The organism is Ignavibacteriales bacterium (assembly GCA_016214905.1).
Lineage (GTDB): Bacteria > Bacteroidota > Ignavibacteria > UBA10030 > SZUA-254 > PNNN01.
The window spans coordinates 243302-262789 of sequence record JACRMQ010000007.1 but is presented as its reverse complement, the minus strand read 5'-3'; the positions used below and the strand labels follow the sequence as shown (position 1 = coordinate 262789).

General features: G+C 41.6%; 10 protein-coding genes. 3 read left to right on the top strand and 7 right to left on the bottom strand.

Translation table 11 applies throughout. The features are described 5' to 3' along the window. Position 1: 1 nt before the first annotated feature. The 5 genes from HZB59_08350 to HZB59_08330 form a co-directional block, all read right to left on the bottom strand. Positions 2 to 919, bottom strand: coding sequence for a hypothetical protein (locus HZB59_08350; protein ID MBI5021431.1), 918 nt, complete (start codon positions 917 to 919; stop codon positions 2 to 4). Positions 920 to 1199: 280 nt separating this feature from the next. Then, on the bottom strand, positions 1200 to 3848 hold the full coding sequence (locus HZB59_08345) for a sigma 54-interacting transcriptional regulator (protein MBI5021430.1): 2649 nt from the start codon (positions 3846 to 3848) through the stop codon (positions 1200 to 1202). Further along, positions 3845 to 5044, bottom strand: coding sequence for a peptidoglycan DD-metalloendopeptidase family protein (locus HZB59_08340; protein ID MBI5021429.1), 1200 nt, complete (start codon positions 5042 to 5044; stop codon positions 3845 to 3847). Before HZB59_08340 ends, HZB59_08345 begins: the two co-directional genes overlap by 4 nt. Continuing rightward, positions 5041 to 5766 (bottom strand): DUF4292 domain-containing protein, encoded by a 726-nt coding sequence (locus HZB59_08335; protein MBI5021428.1) that lies wholly within the window; start codon positions 5764 to 5766, stop codon positions 5041 to 5043. Before HZB59_08335 ends, HZB59_08340 begins: the two co-directional genes overlap by 4 nt. A 35-nt stretch (positions 5767 to 5801) precedes the next feature. Further along, the gene (locus HZB59_08330; protein ID MBI5021427.1) at positions 5802 to 7481 is read right to left on the bottom strand and encodes a tetratricopeptide repeat protein; all 1680 of its coding nucleotides are present in this window, start codon (positions 7479 to 7481) and stop codon (positions 5802 to 5804) included. 145 nt (positions 7482 to 7626) lie between these two features. Between HZB59_08330 and HZB59_08325 the strand changes: the two genes are divergently transcribed. Continuing rightward, positions 7627 to 8313 carry a tetratricopeptide repeat protein gene (locus HZB59_08325; protein ID MBI5021426.1) on the top strand — a complete coding sequence of 229 codons (687 nt, stop codon included), beginning with the start codon at positions 7627 to 7629 and terminating at the stop codon, positions 8311 to 8313. A gap of 98 nt (positions 8314 to 8411) precedes the next feature. On the opposite strand, the gene HZB59_08320 is transcribed toward HZB59_08325, so the two are convergent. Beyond that, positions 8412 to 9797: a hypothetical protein gene (locus HZB59_08320; protein MBI5021425.1), complete on the bottom strand. Its 1386-nt coding sequence runs from the start codon at positions 9795 to 9797 to the stop codon at positions 8412 to 8414. Positions 9798 to 10117: 320 nt separating this feature from the next. Further along, positions 10118 to 14392, bottom strand: a complete 4275-nt coding sequence (locus HZB59_08315; GenBank protein ID MBI5021424.1) for a T9SS type A sorting domain-containing protein — start codon at positions 14390 to 14392, stop codon at positions 10118 to 10120. A 313-nt stretch (positions 14393 to 14705) separates the two neighbouring features. Between HZB59_08315 and HZB59_08310 the strand changes: the two genes are divergently transcribed. Together HZB59_08310 and HZB59_08305 are read left to right on the top strand one after the other, a co-directional pair. Further along, on the top strand, positions 14706 to 17135 hold the full coding sequence (locus HZB59_08310) for an AAA family ATPase (GenBank protein MBI5021423.1): 2430 nt from the start codon (positions 14706 to 14708) through the stop codon (positions 17133 to 17135). 12 nt (positions 17136 to 17147) lie between these two features. Beyond that, a complete protein-coding gene (locus HZB59_08305) occupies positions 17148 to 18281 on the top strand; it encodes a T9SS type A sorting domain-containing protein (protein MBI5021422.1) in 1134 nt (377 codons plus the stop codon). Positions 18282 to 19488: the final 1207 nt, after the last annotated feature.

Here is a 19488-nt window from a genome sequence, read left to right as displayed (position 1 = left end):
TTTATTTTTTAACAATATATGGTATACCAAGCACCATATTCATGTATAGTTCGGTGTCGTCGTTAATAGATTGATAAGACATAATATCGACTACTGCATTATATCGCGCAATATCTACCGTGGGAGGTAGCCGAACCGCAAAATGCTTCTCATACTGCCGTTCGTATTTCTCACCGTTGAAAAGACTATCAACCACTCCCATCCTGACACGATACCTGTAACTGAAACGATGGTGTACACAATGACGAACAACGGCATATTCGGTATTCGGATTATTGCTTAATAACCGTAACCTAATTTTTATAGAATCTCCTTCGTTTACCACGGGAATTGTTCCAATACCTGTACCCAAGCGGAACCATCGCGGTAATGTATCTGTCATTATTATTGTGTCATTCGGTGTTATCAGTTCTATGCTTGCAATGTTAAAATCTCTCAACTGTGTTTTGCCGAGTATAGATGTGATTGCGGTTGGTTTCCAATTCTTTGTCCGATCATCATTCCGCGCAATTCTAACAAACCGTATTTGTCTTTTTAATTCTTTTGTAAATTGTTTTTGAACAGTATCAAGCCGTGCAGTTGAATCCGCTCTTGCTAAAATAATCAAACGGCCCGTAACCATTTTTCTGATTGTTGCTGTGGCAACGGTATCACCATCAATATTAACCGTAACGGTTTTTTGAATATTATCCACTTTTCGGCCCCACAATAAAGGGGTAATGGGAGTCGTAATTTTTTCAAGGTTATTACTCCAGCTTTGGGCAGTTCCATCATCAATTGTTGCATCATCAGATGCGGAAAAATCGGCGATTGAATCTAAGTCTGTAGTTTGTTGAATGATCGCTTCTTGATCTGTAATTACCGTGGGATTAGTTGAGGTGTCTTCCGAGCATCCAAAAAATAAAATGATGATTATCATACTAATTATTACTTTTAATCTATGATGTATCATAAATGCTCCTGTTTTTGTTTTAATAAAATGTCGTCCCGTCGCTTTTCCCTCAATGCCCGCATGTGATTTAGGTTGTTGTGCAACGGAACGACAAGTCATATATTTACAAACGGCGTGCCAACCATTTTATCAAACAAATTATGTGATATTAGAAGGTTTTTCTTTTCATCATATGCGGGAAAACAACTAAGAACTGCGGGAATGCTCAAATTCAGGCGGTTGAATATTTTCTTGCTTCTGAAAGATACTAAAATTTCGACCAAAGTTTCAAATTGTATGCTTCAATTAATCTATCTAGATAAGTATGATATTTTTGTGGTAGGTTTTTATATTTTGGTTTTGATTTTTTAATATTTTCTTCGATGCCGACAATGGGATCAACGAGATCTATGGCATTGTTGAAATAGTCTGATATTTTATTTCTAACTTTATCGTTATATTTTTGATCATCACTCTCCGATATGATTTTTACGGTTTTCTCTATATCCCAATTTGACTCACAGAAGATCTTGAAGCAGTAACCGCGAAAATATTCTGCAACTGTTCCGCGGCTTATTCCGCCCAGTTCTTTGGCGGTTTCAGAAATCGAATTTCTCGAAAAGTTTTTTACGCGCAACAGGATAGGAATATGTTCCTCGAAATCTAAAGAGGTGTTAGAAGTTTTTGCAATTTCATCGGGTAAGTCGCGGAGTTGTATAAGGTTGCGGTTTTCTGTCTTAGCTATGAGAATCGCGCGTTTAACAATACTTTGGAGTTCGCGTATATTTCCCTTCCATTGGTTCTGCCGCAGAACATTCATCACGCCAAGACTGCATTGCATATTTTCATCTTCTTCAAAAAGGAATTGCTTAACAAGCATGGGAATGTCGCCTTGTCTTTCTCTGAGTGGTGGTAGATGTATCGTTAAAACATTCAGCCGGTAATAGAGATCTTCCCGGAATGTCTTATCTATTACATTTTGTTTGAGGTTTTTGTTTGTGGCGGCAATAATCCTGACATCCACTTTTTTTATCGATGTACCTCCAACACGTTCGAATGTTCCATCCTGCAGAACTCTTAATAATTTTACCTGAAAAGATTCGCTTGTATCTCCAATTTCATCAAGAAAAATCGTACCGCCGTCGGCAAGTTCGAATCTTCCGGGGCGTTCTTTTAGCGCGCCGGTAAACGCACCTTTCTCATGACCGAACAATTCGCTCTCTAGGAGCGATTCCGAAAGCGCGCCACAGTTTACCGGAATAAATGCTTTCGAGTTTCTATCAGAGTGTGCGTGAAGAGCGTGAGCAACGAGTTCTTTCCCTGTCCCGCTTTCTCCCAGAATCAAAACCGTTGAGCACGTATTTGCAATTTTTTTGATGAACGAAATAACTTCCCGCATAGGACCGTTATTCGCATAAATTATTCCTTCAAATATTTCTCTCTCATGTAAATTAGCGTCTGCCGATGTTATATCAGGAAGGTAATCAATAGCTGCGGTACGCAGCTGGTTTATTTCTACCTCGTATTTTTTTATCTGCGCCAGCATATCTTCCCGATCTGAAGTTCGGTTAATGACTGAACTGCCGGCAAGTTCTGTTTGTAATTTTTCAAGAGCCGATTGTTTTTTTTCTATCTCATCAATAAAATGTATTCTTTCATCCGAAAGAGTGCGCATAAATATTTTCATGGATCGATGTTTGTAATACATACCGATCGTAAATAAAAGCACAATTGTGAAAACCGGCGCCGCCACTGGAACGACAAAATTACACGAGACAAACAGCCACAAAGAGATTGCTAAAAATAATGGTACTAATCCAAGCACGCTTAGCAATCCATATATTTCTTTTCGAATTGCCAACAAAGCCCCGGCTAATAAACCGAGAACAATAATGGTAATGGTGTTTATTGTTTTACTGCTGTATTCAAGAAAATTGTCGTTCAGGGCATTGTCTAATACCATGGCATGAATACCGATGCTTGGAAATTCCTCTGAAAAGGGATTTGGGATAAACTTGCTTCTGCCTTCTGCGATGATTCCTATCAAAACAATTTTTCCCTCGATAGAATATTGAAAATCATCCTGTTTATTGCCCGTAATATCGGCATCATATGATTTAAGAAATTCAACAGCAGATATTAAGTTAAGAGATTGAATTCCTCCGGAATAATTTATATTCAAATTTCCGTTTTTATCGAAAGGAAAATTAATGCTGTTTTCGTTTGCTTCGATTAAAACATTGCTTTGATTAAACTTTACATCGGAATTGTGTTTGCCGAGCCAAACACGCATCAATTCGAAAACAAAAGAAGGAAGCAACATCCCCTGTGTTGCCACAAAAATTGGAATGCTGTTTGAATTATCGAAATGAGAATGGCCAACTCCTTCCGCAGCATCACTCAACGCCCTGTAAGGTAAATCAAATCGGGAGCCGTATTTCCAGTTTGCATTATCGTTAAAAGGTATTAAAAATCGCGTGGAGATATTTTCTTCAATTGCTTTCTCCGTATCGGATATTGTGTGAAAATAACCGGAGAGAACAACTCCTTTAATATGCTGAATTGTTGAAGCAAATAAACGATCGTGTTCTGCATATTCTGCTTCCGATTCACTGAAAATAATATCAAATCCAATTGCCTTTGCTCCTTTGTTGTGTAAAGCATTTGCGAGCAATGCATAGTAACTCCGTTTTAACGGTAAGCCGCCGAGAGCGTTTATATCATCGGCATCGATGTAGAAAACGGCGATTGAAGAATCGATGTTTTGTTCACCTCTTATCCGGTAGGAAACATTCAACCATCCATCATCAACGGTTTGAACTAATCCCGGAGAAAGAAGTGATATGATAATTACGAAAATCGCAGAAGTAATCCCGATCAGAAGGTAAGGTTTTATGCTCAAATTATCTTTCTTCATCGTTGATTGGGTCCTTTTTGTTTAAGCCACTGCTCGGGGTCTAATTTTTCTCTCTCTTTGTATATTTCGAAATGTAAAATTGAACCGACTATCGATTCACCGCTTTTTCCAATCCGCGACCCCTCTTTTACGGATTGACCTTCGGTGACAGAAATATCAGAAAGGTGCGCGTAAACAGTTCTGAATCCGTTGCGATGGTTGAGTATCAACAAATTTCCGTATGATGGCAGCCAGTGTATTTTAGACACCTCACCATCGGCAACAGCCACAACATCGCTGCCGGCAGAAACGGTTATATCAATTCCCGTGTTTTGCGTTATAGTGTGCAGCGTGGGATGTTGTTCTGATCCGAAGCGGGTTGTGACTTTACCGCGTTCAACGGGCCAGCGTAATTGTCCGCGTTTTGAAAGGAAACCGCCGCCAATTGGAGATTCAACCGTTTTATCTTTTTTATTGCGGGCTTCCACTTCTTCCTCAATGAGCCGCGCGATAATTTTTTCCAATTCACGAACGTCCTGCTTTCGCCGTTCTATCTCTTTCTTAAAATTTTTCTTATCCCGCCTTATTTCTGTCAACAAACTTTTCCGTTTCTTCGCTTTCGCTGCCAACCTGTTTTCTTCTTTCTTCTTTTGCCGAATCAGGTCTTGCTGCTCCGCTAATTGCTGATTGAGAAGGTCGTGTTGTTTTTCCACCGAGCTTTTCTTGGTATCGATGCGAATCATATCCTGCTGCCTCTGATTGGAAAATCTTCTTAGATATTCAGACCGGACCAGAAGCTGATTGAACGATTTTGAAGAAAGAAGCAATTCGAGATCATATACCCTACCGTATTTATATACCGTGGAAACATATCCGGCATAATGTTTTTTCAAAGATGAGAGCTGTCCTCCTAATTCACCTACGGTGACTTTTGTCTGCTTGATTTCTGCTTCAAGGGCGATCTCACGTTCACGAAGTTTTGCAACCAACTTTCTCAACAGCATGCTCTGCCGGTCGTATGTTGATAAAAGTTCAAGAGTGGCTTTTTCTTTTTTAGAGCTCTCTTTTATTTTATCTTCAAATTTATCGATCTCTTTTCTCAACTTTTCAATCTGCGTTTGCTTTTTTTGAATATCCTGATCGGTCGAAGCTAAACCAATATTTACCGCGGAAAGAAGAAGGAAGCAGAGTATAATATTTACCGCTATACGGTTCATCGATAAATTATCTTAGCCGATTTGGGAATCGTGAAAGCACATGTCACAGGTTCGTTCAATTGTATTTCATCGTACACAACCGTTATGTTGTTTGTTTCGTTACGGTCTGAAATACGGATTGTTTCGGGGAAACTCAATTCACTCGCATCAACACTCTCGGACGATTGTACTAGCAATTGCGTTGTTGAATCTTTTTTTGAATATCGATAATATCTTCCGGTATAATTAAGACGATCGATTGAGATATTTTTATCTCCATCAATGGAAATATACTTCAATAAATATTCTTCGGGAGATGTTGAAAAGTAATCCAATGGATCACTCATATCAATTTTAGGGATTCCCCAGGTTAATATTGAAATGAGTTGATGAAGCTCTAGCGGAATGGGAATAATTGACGATCTCGAATAATCGGAGTCAAATACAGCGCGGTTTTCGAACCAATCGTAGTAGATCCCCTTTTTTTCTGTCAAGAGAAAAGTTGCAACACGAATACCGAGTGGTCCACGCAGATCGATACGAAGCGAATCTGTTCCTTGAATATATAAACGGAATGAACCTGAGTTAGAAATGTCAGGTGACTCAAACGAAATTGTTCCTTCCGCATAAAAAGATTTTATCGAATCGGAGCGCCGGTTTAACAATTCGAATAATTCGACGGACGTAAGGGCTTTTTCATCCAATACTCTTTTTGAGCTGCTGCAACCGTATAATGAAATCATAACGGAGGCAATTATAACAAAATGAACGATATACCTCACAAATTTCCCCGTTGAATTTTATTTTTTATCGATTCATTTGCTGGATCGAGCTCGGATGCTTTCTGCCAATATTCCATTGCTTTTTCTTTTTCGGACAGCTTAAAATAGATATCCCCCAAATGATTGTGTATCACGCTGCTCTTGGATCCAAGTTCAATCGCGCGCTTGATCCACAATTCCGCTTCATTATAATTCCCGAGCCGATAAAAAATCCATCCGTAAGTGTCGAGATACGATTGGTTCTCGGGTTGCTGATTGACCGCCTCCTTCGACATTTTTAGTGCGCGCTCAAGTTCAATGCCGCGCTCTGCCAAACTGTATCCGAAATTATTCAAGAGAAGGTGGTTTTTAGGATCAAGGCGTAGTGCGCGTTCGTACATACTGTCGGAATCGTCAAAACGTTTTAACTCGTCATAAACCAATCCGAGAGCGCTTAACGCGTCGACATTTTTTTCGTTAAGTTGAACAGCTCGTTCCAAAGCCGAAGCGGCTTCAACCGCACGATGAATCCGCTGATTTGATATTCCGAGAAGGAAATAAATACGAAACTCTTCCGAAACGAATTTCCTCGCTTCGGTCAGGAGCGCTATCGCGTCTTCAAACCGGTTGTTGTCGTAATAGATAGATGCGGCACCTATCCAACCGTCGGGAACACCTTTCGCTTTCTGGATTACTTGGTGAAAATATTCCAGAGCGATACTATCGTTGTGTAGAATATTATTGATGGCTCCGAGAAACCAATAAGCTCTCCAATCTTCAGGATGATTTTGTTTGATACGATCGAAAAGTCGGAGCGCATACGGTGCAACCGCCGAATCTTTTTCTATAAAAGATACGAACACCTGTCCGAATCGAATTTGTTCATCGGCAGATATTGTATCTTTTTCCATAACCTGATTAAATTGAATCGCGGCGTGATCGTAATCTTGCTGCAGCAAATAAGCATGAGCCATCGCGGCTCGCAGTTCAACATCATCGGGACGCCGGTTTGCAAGATCGTTGTAGATACGCAACGCTGCATCTACGCTATCTTGCCGCAAATAAATATCTCCGAGAGATTTTGTAATCTCATAATTCCCAGGGTCCAGACCAAGCATGCCGCGCAATGCCGAGGCGGCGTCATTTAATTTTCCGGTGGCGGCGTAAAGCTGTGCCATTTGCAAGTAAACATCGCCTATGGGACCAAAACGATCCAGAATTTCTTTATAGGTATCGAGAGATTTTTGCGGACCACGGATTTGACGGAGTCGCGCGAGTGTTAACCATGCGTCCTGATATGCGGGATCTATTCTGACCAATTCTTCATATTCTTTTAACGCATCATCGAATGCGAATGCGTTCAAATAAATTTCGGCGAGTGTCTGCCGGTAAACACGGTTGTCAGCGTCAAGCTTCACGGCTTCCCGACCTGAATTCATTGCGAGTTCATGTTTACCCAGAAGCGAATAATCTTTTGCCATTGCATTATAGATAGCCGGGTCTTGCATTAACTGCACCGCATCCTGATACTCTAATATCGCTTTTGCGAATTCACCCTTTTGGTCGAGTGCGCTACCGGCAATAAAATGTTCCAGAGCTAAATTCCTTTGTGCGTCGGTAACCTGAGGCGGAGTGTTCTTCGATCCGGAACACCCGCAAACGAACAAAATAAGGGCAAATACAATATTTGTTTTCATTATAAAAAGTAATTCAAATGTTTTACGATGAAAAAATATAGTAATTTAGATCGCTATTCTCAAACTTTTCTTGCTTTTCTTAAACATTTTCAATAAATTAAGCGCAGTTCCTCTCTTTTAAAAAACACCACCATAAGGATTAAAGATGCAGTTCAATGCTCGATCAAGTTTTTTTTCCGGTATAAGTATATTTTTTTTAATTGTATCACAGATCGGTTGCGGCGGTTCTGATCAAGCAGTTAAAGAGCCCGAAACCCCGGCGATGCCAAGTCCGACTGAAGTGATGCAGAAAGAAGTCACGAACCTTCGCACTCAGAACGAATCGTTGCAACAGCAAGTAGCCAAATGCGAAGTGGAAAAAAGAACTATAGTGGCGCGCGTTGCCGAACTTGAAACCGAGCTTGCCGAATGGAAAGAAAAAAAAGTTGAACCAACTCCGATTACTGCAACACCGACATTGCTAAATCCAAAAGAAAGTTATGCCAACGCTCTCCGATTATTCAACGAAAGAAAATATGATGAAGCGGAACAACTGATTGTGAAAGTGCAGAAGAGCGACATTCACCCGACGCTTTTGGATAATTGCGAATACTGGTTAGGAGAATGCGCGTACGGCTCGCGCCGATACGCCGATGCTATTGAGCATTTTCAAAAAGTATTCACATTCCAGATTTCAGAAAAGAAAGATGATGCTCAAATCATGATCGGGAACAGTTACAAGGCGATGGGCAACGGCGCGAAAGCGGCAGAGGCATACGAAACACTTCTAAAAAAATTTCCGGCAAGCCCGTTCGTAAAAAGAACGAAAGAAAAATTGGAGAAGTTAAAATAATAAATCCAACTTGTGATTTGCAACTTCACCCGCTGTAATGCTGATCCCATTTCAGCGGGTTTTATTTTTGATTGGTCATTATCCAACCTCCTTTCTTTTCATCTTCTTCTTCCAATATATGCGATTCCTTTTCCGTGGATAGGATCGGTTAGAACACCCACTGCGACGATCAGATTCCCTTTCTGTGCAACAGCATTAAAATGAATTTTTAAGTTTCTAAGATCATCATAATATCGCCATGTATATCCATTCCATCGTGCTATCATGGTGTAATCTCCGGCTATTGTAATATCGTTTATTCCATTCCCGCGCATTCCTCTTGGAAATCCTGGGAAGGTTGACGATGTAAATGAATATCGTTTTGCTTCTCCGCGGGTATTTGCACTAGCTCTATACAATCCGAAATGTGAACAAACATAGATATAACGACTTGATGGAGTATATACACTTGTTAAAGCACCAGATAAAGTATCTGAGAGTAAGCTGAATTCGGTTGGAGTACCATCATATGCTACTTCCCAGTTACTGGTATTTTTGCGAAGAAGGTAAGTACCCCGCTTATTATTAAAATAGCCGCATGCCCAAACCGCTTTTCCATCCGGGCTTCCCCATACATCTGTTAAATTTACTTCTGTTCCGCTCTCTATCTTCTGCCAGCTCGTGCCGTCAAAATGTGCCAAAGCTCCTTGGTTGCCAACAATGTAAATATTTGAACTAGATGAACCCCAAATTTTATTTATCAAACCGTTCCATATTTTACTTCCTAAATCGAACGTCTCCCACTTATTTCCGATCCAATGCATTGGTTGATTACTTCCGACCCAATAATTATTTTCGTCAAACACGAATATTGAATATAATTGAGAGTAATAATCTGTGCCTTGATAATTATACATTACTCGTTTTAAGTTCCATTTTTTGCCATTCCATCTTGCAAGATTGTAGGGTGGGCGTATCCAATTCCCAAGAGAATCTTGAATATTAATCTCACCAACAGCTATAATACAAGTATCATTCACAATCGCAACATCATACAACACACTCGAGTTACCATCACCCAGCGTATCAATTTGCCACGTAAAGTTATGGTTTGTCGTATCCATCGTTATAATATCTGCGTAACTGCGCTCTTTTATGTGGAAGAAATTTTCTACGGTGAGTGTATATCTGTAGCTCTGTTTTGGTAGAAGTCTCTCGTCTATAATTAAAGTGTCGATTGGTGAGTGGTTAGTGGTTGGTCGTGAGTTGTATATTGTTGCTGTATCATTTTGCTGTTTTGTGTTTTGGCGTTTCAATGTAATGGTGCGGTTCATTAATCCTCCAGGCAAACGTAATCGCAAAACAGCGTCAGTCACTCCTACATCTTCAACAGTTAACATGCCGTTGGTAACGGTGCCGTTTCCCGGCTCCGGCGGTGTTTCTTTGCAGGAGAAAGCTGCCAACAAAAATATAATAGTTAGCATTATAAACGGCTTAATTTTCATAACATCTTTTGTTCTTTAAATGAGTTAGGAAATTTAGTACCTCGTTATTACGTCTCAGGAAGGAAGGCGCCCACCCAAGCCGCTTTTAAATCTCGCATAAGTTAGAGATATTTTCTCATAATGTCAAGCGGAATTCTTATGTGATTGTTTTTCCTGGTGGAAACAAAGAAACCTTACGCTATCAATCTCCCCTCTGGAAATGGCATGTCCTGAACGGAGCGAAGGAGGGGGAAAGAAAACCTTGAGGAATAAAAACTCATGATCCTTCCGAAGGTTGATCTGATAATTAAATCGAAACCTTCGGAAGGTTTCTTGAAAATTTACTTTGTCAGCACAATCTTCTTCACATCTGCGAAGGCTTGTCCTGAGCTTGACGAAGGACTTGAATTCATCCGTACAAAATAAATTCCGCTCGACAGATTCGATCCATCAAATGTTACCGACTTATACCCCGCATCCTGCATCTCATCAACCAGCGTGGCAATCTCTTCGCCAATAATATTGTATACTTTAATTGTTACCCAATTGTCAATTGGTAATTGATAATTGATAATTGTTGTGGGGTTAAAAGGATTCGGATAATTTTGTTGAAGTGCGAATATCATTGGAATTTCTCTCGCTGTTGTTACAACGATGCGCAGAGATTTACCATCGCCATCATGGATAATAACTCTTCCACCTGTTAAAGGATAACGTTTTACAACTTTTCCATTTTCGGTTTGTTCTATCGCAAATCCGGTGTTTGTTGAAGAACTTGACTTAATACTTACCGACAATGGATAAACGGGGGATTGCATTTGAACCGGAAATGAAATTTCTTCTTTGAAATTCTTTGGATAAATTTCACGGTATCTCTGACTTGAAAATCTAACGTCAAACATTTCACCCGGTGGAAGCGGAGGGAGTTCATAACGCGATACGTCTATGCCTCCTTCCGGTTGTTCCATTAATTCCAGAGATTGTTGTTTCCCCAAGCCATTGGTAATTGTTATTACACACGAAGGATCGATTGATTGAATTGCGCGACGCGGAATATTTGTTGAACCAAGTGTAATAGTCCCCGTACTACTCGCCTTTACCCAATAACCCTTACCGGGCAGAAGTGTTGCTGCCTGATCATAGTTGCTTCCATTATATGTAAAAACACCGCTTGTAATAATACCACCGCTGGGCGCGGGAGTTTCGTGATCGACCGATCCGATCAAATTCCATCCGGAATTCAATTCAACTTCAACGGTTGGAAAACCTACTCCTCTAACAATCTGATCTTTTGCAGCGGAAGATTTTATCCAATAACCTTTTCCGTGAAGTAAAGTATCTCCGGCAAGCTGATATGTTGATGAATATAAAAACAAAGTTCCGTGTATGACTGTGGGATAGATTGATTGTACAGAACGATCTAATCGTGTAACCGGCAGAGAAACAAGATTCCAACCATCAAGCAACGATACTGTTTTTTCAAGAACATCCGTGATTATTTGGAAGCTGCTATCTTCGCCGGGCCAATCGGTGGTTGGCAATAGTGATGACGTGATATCACCGGAAAGCCCCCATCCCATTTTTGCCAAATCAAAATATCTATAATCACCTCCTATGTGATCTTTTAAACCCATATAGGCGCCGGTGATTCCCGGATCAGTTGAACCGTCAATTTTGGGTCCATAACAAAACTCGATTATGTTTGTTGTTTCGTGTAACCTAATTTGATAATTAAGTAGAAGCGATGTGTTGGCGTAATACGCTTCAATGTTTTTCCATTGAATAACGAAAGTTCTGTTAGGGGCTGAACCGATTGTTTTCATACCGATTTGATCGGGAGTGTTCACAATCATATCTGCCCACCAAGGACCCAACGCTTTTGTTGGTCGTTGAGCTGTGCCGAGTGTCGGTGTAAAATAACCACCAAGCTGAGAAACAGATGAAAGTCCACGCACGCTTCCACTACTGCCTGTTCCAAGTTCTGCCCAACCGTTTGTGCTTAATTGAATCGAATCGTAAAGAAATTGATCGAATTTGAATTGGAATGGTAGTGCAAAACTTGCCTGCGCATCATCTCCGGTTGGTCCGGTGTTGTCCGGAATAATTTCCTGATATGGTGAGTATACTTTAGTGATCGTCCAATATGGAATTGTTGGGGCAGCAACGATCTCAAACGAACTGTGTAAAGTATCGTTAGACGAATTATTGTCGCTTGATAACACAATTGCCTCGCTCGTATAAGTACCCAGAACCGCGGGTTCATAACTTCCATCGAACGTAATCGAGCGTTGTTCTGCGAGACCCAGTCCGGGAATACGTTTTGTTGATGAATATACTTCTGTAGCTCCGAAAAGAATTCTGTATTTAACGTCGAACGAATCAACTTGCGCCAGCGTACTTAAATTTTTCACCGATACTCGGAAAGATGTAAGCGAAGTTCCAAGAAAATATTGTCCGCCATCCGAAGGATAATTTATGGATGCTATTTTATAATCGAAAAAATCAACCGGAATATCGAATAACATTTTTCGTTCCCATACACCATTACCGTGAGTAGCAACGCGAAGTGTACGATTTGAAGGAGAAATTGTCAGATCGGCAACTATAACTGCATCGGGCAAACCGGCGTTGAATGTTGACCATGTTGTTCCGGCATCTGTAGAAACATATACTCCAAGATCATTTCCAACATAAACAACATTCGAGCGAAACGGATCAACAACAACTGCTGTTGTAGGTACATCTGGAAGTGTTCCCGTAACATCTGTCCAACTTGTTCCGGTGTTTGTAGTTTTATATACATGCCCCGATCCGAAACCACCCATCGTTACATATGCTACACTGCTGTTCTGCGGATCAACAGCAATATCAATCGGGTATCTATCGGGAATTATATCGGTTACGTTCGTCCATGTTGAACCACCGTTAGTGGTCCTGAAAATATGTGCGGTGACAGAAATTGGCGCCGTGCCTGCATACACCGTATCCGGATTTGTTGCTGAAACCGCCAACGATAAAACCGGATTGCCATCGAGATTACTGCCGCCATTCGTAGCAGACCAGGAACCGGCAGCGGTTGTTGATTTAAAAATCTTTTTAGTTCCCATATATAAAACAGATGCTTGAGCGGGGCATACAACAACAGGAGAATTCCAAGCCGCGGTTCCTTCGCTACCCGCACTGAAACCACCGGCATATGAAAATGTTGCACCCCGATCGTTTGATTTGTATATAGAACCACCATATCTCGTAACCGCATACATAATATTATCATTGCCCGGAGTAATTGCAGTCCAGCCCGATTCATCTCTTGCGCTTGCATGATCCCATGTTGTAGAGCCGAGATAACGATAACCCGGAATATGATCTTGAGATTGCGAGAGGGCGATAAGTGAATCGGTTGTTGAGCATGAAAATCCGTTATAGATTTGACCCGACTGTATCCCAAAACCGATGTTGGTGTAAGAACTTCCGAAGTTGGTTGAACGATATATACCGTCATCGTTCGCCGCGTAAAAAATGTTCGGGTTAGTCGGATCGATAGCATATCCATGATTGTCTGAATACCCGCTTGAAACACTCGTAATAGCGATCCCACTGTTTGTAGACTTAGCTCTTCCAACGGCGTTGAGAACAATAATGCTTGAATCTTCCGGATGAACGGCAACGTAATGTGAGTACCACCCCTGAACACCATACATTGATCCTGCTGGAAATGATCTCATTAAATTCCAATTTTGTCCGAAATTTGTCGATTGATATAATCCGGCAACTCCGCTTGTGCTGTCTGCCGCACTCGCATACGCTATGTCGGAATTTTTCGGATAAACCGCGAGAAGAGTTTTTCCCGTATAACTTTGAAGCGGCGAATTTAACCAATTGTCCCCGCCATTGGTTGTAAATACTACTGTGCTGTTTGTAAAATTTCCGAACGCTGCCATAACTTTATTGCTATCGGAATAATGAATCACAATGTCTGTTACCATTTGAGCACCTAAAACAAGACTCCAAGATTCACCACCATCTACAGTTTTAAATGCGCCTTCGGTTGTAGCCGCCCAAATTGTTTTCGGATTCATCGGGTTCATTTTAAGCATTTGAACTCCCCGCCGTTGGTTGTAAGACCAGTCGAGACTTTTTGCCCAAGTTAATCCACCGTCAGTTGTTTTCAAAATACCGATTCCGTAACTACCGCGAGTTGTTCTCTGCACTAAACCGCCAACGGAGTTATTCCTGCGATAAACTTCTCCGGTACCGATGTACATGATATTGGTGTCCGCAGGATCAATGACAATAGAACTTACACCAAGCACGGGATAACCAAGTCTTACTTGTTCCCAATCTGCGCCAAGCCCGGAGGTTTTTGATTTCCACAATCCACCGCTCGCCGTGCCGACATAAATCACGCTTGGATTTTTGGGATTGATAGCAACACATTTTGTGCGTCCTTGCAAATTAAGCGGACCAATCGGGTCCCAGATACTACCGGCGCTGAGAACGTTCGATACTTCGCGCAGTTTGGTTTTAGAAGATTTGAAAGCGGTATAAAATTTACTCGTTGGAATATCTGTGTCCGGATAAGAACGAGCTTGTGTCCAGAAGTCTAATGCTTCCATTGCTCCGGATCGCTCCGATTTTCTCTCTTCTTTAAATATTGGGTTATTATCTTTGGAAAAATGTATAATCGTTAATAACGATGTCGCAAAAAACACGCAACTCAGTAAAGCAGTGAACATGCGGCGCATAAAAGTACCTCGTAGGTTTATGGAATATAGATATTCGTGGAAATAAAGTCTAAATCAAATTACTCTTTATATCCGAAAATGTCAAGAGAATTTTTTTAGCTCTCGGTGTAAGGTCCTTAGATTTGCCATTTACTCAAAACGTTCTTATTTTGAGGAGAAATCTTTGAATAACTGAAAAATTATTATGCCGAAAACCATATCTTTAAAAGAAATTCCGCCGTCTCAATTACGCTGGATTTGTGATCCGAAGACACTCAAAGTGAAAACCACAAAAGATGTTAAGGCAACGAAAGAGATAATCGGACAAGACCGCGCCCTCAGAGCCTTGAGGATGGGTTTGGAGATGAAGCATGCCGGATACAATGTTTTCGTAACAGGATTCTCCGGCACCGGACGTATGACCACGATTAAGCGGCTCTTATCCGAATTTCAGCATGGCAAAACTACATTACGCGATCATTGTTACCTGCACAACTTTTTGAACAGCGATCAACCGATTCTTGTTACTTTACCTGCGGGCCAGGGATCGAAACTTCAGGGAGATATGGAAAACCTTGTTCAGGAGTTCATAAAAAATATTCCTGCAGTGTTCGAGAGTAAACGTTTTAAAGAAGAACGAAAACGATCGATGGAATTTTTCCAGGAACGTCAACGCAGCGTTCTCAAAGATTTTGAACAGAAAGTCCGTGAGCGTGGATTCGAGGTTATTCAGGTTCAGGTCGGTCCTATGATGCGCCCCGATATTGCTCCGCTGCACGAAAGTCAACCTATTACATTCGACCAATTAGATGCATTAGTGAAAGAAGGAAAAATTTCTAAACAACAGGTCGAACAAATGATGCAAGACCGCACTCAATTAGAAGGACAGATGGAATTAATGCTTCGGGAGCTGCGGAACATAGAAAAGAAAGCAAAAGAATCTGTGGAAAATCTCTCTGAGCGTTTTATTCTTCCGTTAGTCAAAGAGAGCGTAGACGATCTTAGAAGAAAATACAGTGAAAAAAAATTACATGAGTACCTGGATCAGGTTCAGGAAAGCGTGATGTTAGACCTCAACCGATTTCGTGTTACCGACGAGCAGACTCCTCAAATTCCCGGCATGCAACCTCAGGAAAAAGAAGAAGATTTATTTGTTGAATATCAGGTAAACGTCGTGGTCGATAACTCGCGCACCAAAGGTGTTCCAATCATTATCGAAACAAATCCTAAATTCAAAAATATTTTCGGAACAATCGAACGGGAAGTTGATCGCAACGGTATTTGGCGCACAGATTTTACTTTAATCAAAGCAGGATCTCTTCTTAAAGCCGACGGCGGATTTCTGGTGATCAACGCGCTAGACGCGCTTGTTGAACCGGGTGTGTGGCAAACTCTGAAGCGTACTTTACGAAACGGATTACTCGATATCCAACCTGCTGAAAGCGGAATTTTCGGTACGAGCTCCGCCTTCAAACCCGAACCGGTTGAAATCGATGTGAAAGTCGTGATGCTTGGAGACGCATATATCTATTTTCTTCTTTACGAGCAGGATGATGATTTCAAAAAAATATTTAAAGTCCGCGCCGACTTTGATACAGAGATGCCGAAGGTAAATTTCACGATCAACAAGTATCTTCATTTCATCACAATGATATGTGAAGATGAAAAACTTCTTCCGTTCGATAATAAGGGTATTGCCGCGGTGATAGAACATGGTGTCCGGCTCTCCGGCAGGCAGAATAAACTTTCAACGCGTTTCAACGTGATCGCGGATGTTGTTAGAGAAGCAAATTATTGGGCGGGAAAAGTTGAAAGCTCCATAGTTACGGCAATTCATGTTCAAAAAGCGATAGATGAACATATAGAACGGATCAAGCTGATCGAAGAAAAATCAAAAGAATTGATTCATGAAGGAACAATTTTGATTGATACAACCGGCTCTGTTGTCGGACAGGTCAACGGCCTTTCGGTGCTCGATATGCACGAGTATATGTTCGGTATGCCGAGCAGGATCACCGCAAAAACTTCTATCGGGAGGCGCGGAATTATAAATATCGAACGCGAAGCTGCGATGAGCGGACCTATTCATAATAAAGGCGTGCTGATCATCAGCGGTTATTTGCACGGCAGGTACGCTCACAATAAACCGCTCACAATGAATGCAAGCATTACGTTCGAACAAAATTACGGAGGCATCGACGGCGACAGCGCATCATCGACTGAGATCTACGCCATACTCTCAAGTCTTGCCAATATTCCGTTAAGGCAAGAAATCAGCGTTACAGGTTCGGTCAATCAGAACGGCGAGATACAACCTATAGGCGGTGTGAATCAGAAGATAGAAGGATTTTTCGATATCTGTCACAAACGCGGCTTAACCGGAACACAGGGCGTGATGATTCCGTATCAGAATAAAAAAGATCTGATGCTTCGTCGCGATGTTATCGAGGCGGTTGAGAAAAATTTGTTCCATATCTACGCTATCAAAACAATTGATGAAGGTATAGAACTTCTCACAGGCACTCGGGCAGGTAAACGTTTGAAAGACGGATCGTTCGAAAAGGATACGGTTCATTATATGGTCGATCAAACGCTTATCGCTTATGCGCATCACTTCAAAGAACTTTTAGCGTAACCGAAAGAAATCATGTTAAAATTTTTCCGCGTCGCGCTGCGATGCATCCCGATCTTATTCTTAATTCATAACTTTGCATTAAGCTGGGGTTCAACCGGACATAGGTTAATAAACCTGAAAACGCCGATACATTTGCCTGAAACAATGGCTGATCTGAAGAAAGACAGTTTGTTTTACCGTTCGTATGCTTCCGCGCCCGACTACAGAAAAGATTACACAGACACATCATTCTTTGCCGAAGATAAACGGCACTATATAGATATCGATGTCTATCCGAATTTTAAAACAATTCCGCACAACCTCGATTCAATGATCGCGCTTTATGGGCGATCATACGTTCGTGAAACAGGAACGCTGCCGTGGGCAATCGTTCTTACTCTCGATTCTCTCAGATCACAATTCATTCGTAAAGATTACATTAAAGCAGAATCGACGATGAGCGATTTAGGTCATTATATTGCCGATGCAACACAACCGCTGCATTGCACCGAAAACTACGACGGATTTTTAACAGGCAACAACGGCATCCACAACCGATATGAAACGGGGATGATTACAGCGTATCAGTCATTGCTGACAATTTCTCAGGACAGCGCGCGGTATATTTATTTTCCTCTCGATTATTCATTCGAGTTGATACTGCAATCGCAGGCATTGGTAGATTCTGTTTTAATAGCCGACACTTACGCGAAAAATATTTCGGGCTGGAGCGGCAGCGGAACACCGCCGGCAGAATATTACGCCGCGCTTTGGGATAAAACCCAACGCTTTACGCGTGAACGGATTCAAACAGCCACAGTCGCAATTGCATTTTTGTGGTACAGCGCATGGCTCGACGCGCAAGCGGTAACAAATGTTGCAACCGAATATAAATCTCAGCCGAAACAATTTTCGCTGGAACAGAATTACCCGAACCCGTTCAACCCCGTTACAAATTGTCAATTTACAATCGGCAATTGTCAATTGACAATTCTAAAGATTTACGATGCATTGGGAAGGGAAGTTGAAACCTTAGTGAACGAGATGTTGAATCCGGGCACTTATAATGTGAAATGGGATGCAAGCAATTTACCAAGCGGAGTTTATTACTATAGAATTCACGCGGGTAAATACAGTGAGACAAAGAAATTAATTTTGATGAAGTAACATAGTGTAGAGTCCCTGCCTGCGGCAGGCAGGGAATCCAGGAATCTGAATAAATCTGGGGACTGGACTCCCGCTTAAAACATGCGGGAGTGACAGTAAAGTACTTTTTGGTCAACCCCTAAACAAAACGGCTCGCGCAAAAAAATGAGCCGTTTTTTGTTTTATGAAGCCAAACCCGACTTAGCCGCGGACATTTATCGGGTGTCTAAAGGTAAATGTCCGCGCTGTTTGGCATGATACGCAATCATCTCGGGTTAAAGCCGGGAGGAGATTGCGGCTACACGATGTTGCTAAAAAGAAAATATTTCTGGTAGCCGCAGACTTTTGAGCCATAGGCTCATCCGCCTTTGGCGGAATGTCTGCGAAAGCATAGCAGAAACTCAACCAAAAGGTTGCGACTACCACCTAAATCTTACTTATTGGTCAGCCACTCCCAGCATGTATTCGCAGTAGCGGTGTCTCCAATTAACGGCGTGGGTTTCCCATCAAGCAGGATACAGTGCGCACCTCCCGTGCGGGTAAACGCAGAAGGTATCGGGGTAATTATCGCTGTCACCATACACTCCCCGAACAGAAAGTGCAAGTGGGCACTTGCCAGGTGCGAGTTTGCAGATTGAAAGTGCAACTCCCCGAATTGAAAGTGCGAACCTGCAGATTCCGCCGTATAGTCCCGTATTCTCGGTGCGGAGTTGCGGATTGAATTTGGGGAGTTGCAGATCTAAAGTGCGATGTTACAAATTGTATCTGGAAAGTGTACGGCGGCGCGATAACCCGTGCATATTGAAAGTGGAAAGTCCCGAATTGAATCTGGGAAGTTGCAGACAGTAAGTGCTAACTTACATATTCAAAATGGGGAGTCCCGCACAGCTTCTGAAAGAGCACCGGTTGGAAGTTAGAACTCTCCGATTGAATATGTAAACCGTATTTCCCCTTAAAATGTACATTTTAAGCATTATTGCCAATAAATAAACTTAAGCACCGCTTATGTACACGCGGTACCTTTTAATGGGAGACGGTTATGCAGATATGGTAATAAAAAAGATGAAAGTCTAGTGTTGAGAGAAGATAATTTGCTTGACTCTTTGAAGAATGTTCCCTAATTTAAACATCACGAAGAGATGGGTAGATATTGAGAGAACTCGCGCGCAGTGGAAGTTGATATAGGGATATTTAGAGTGCGTGAGTATGATGATGAGCTTGCATGAAA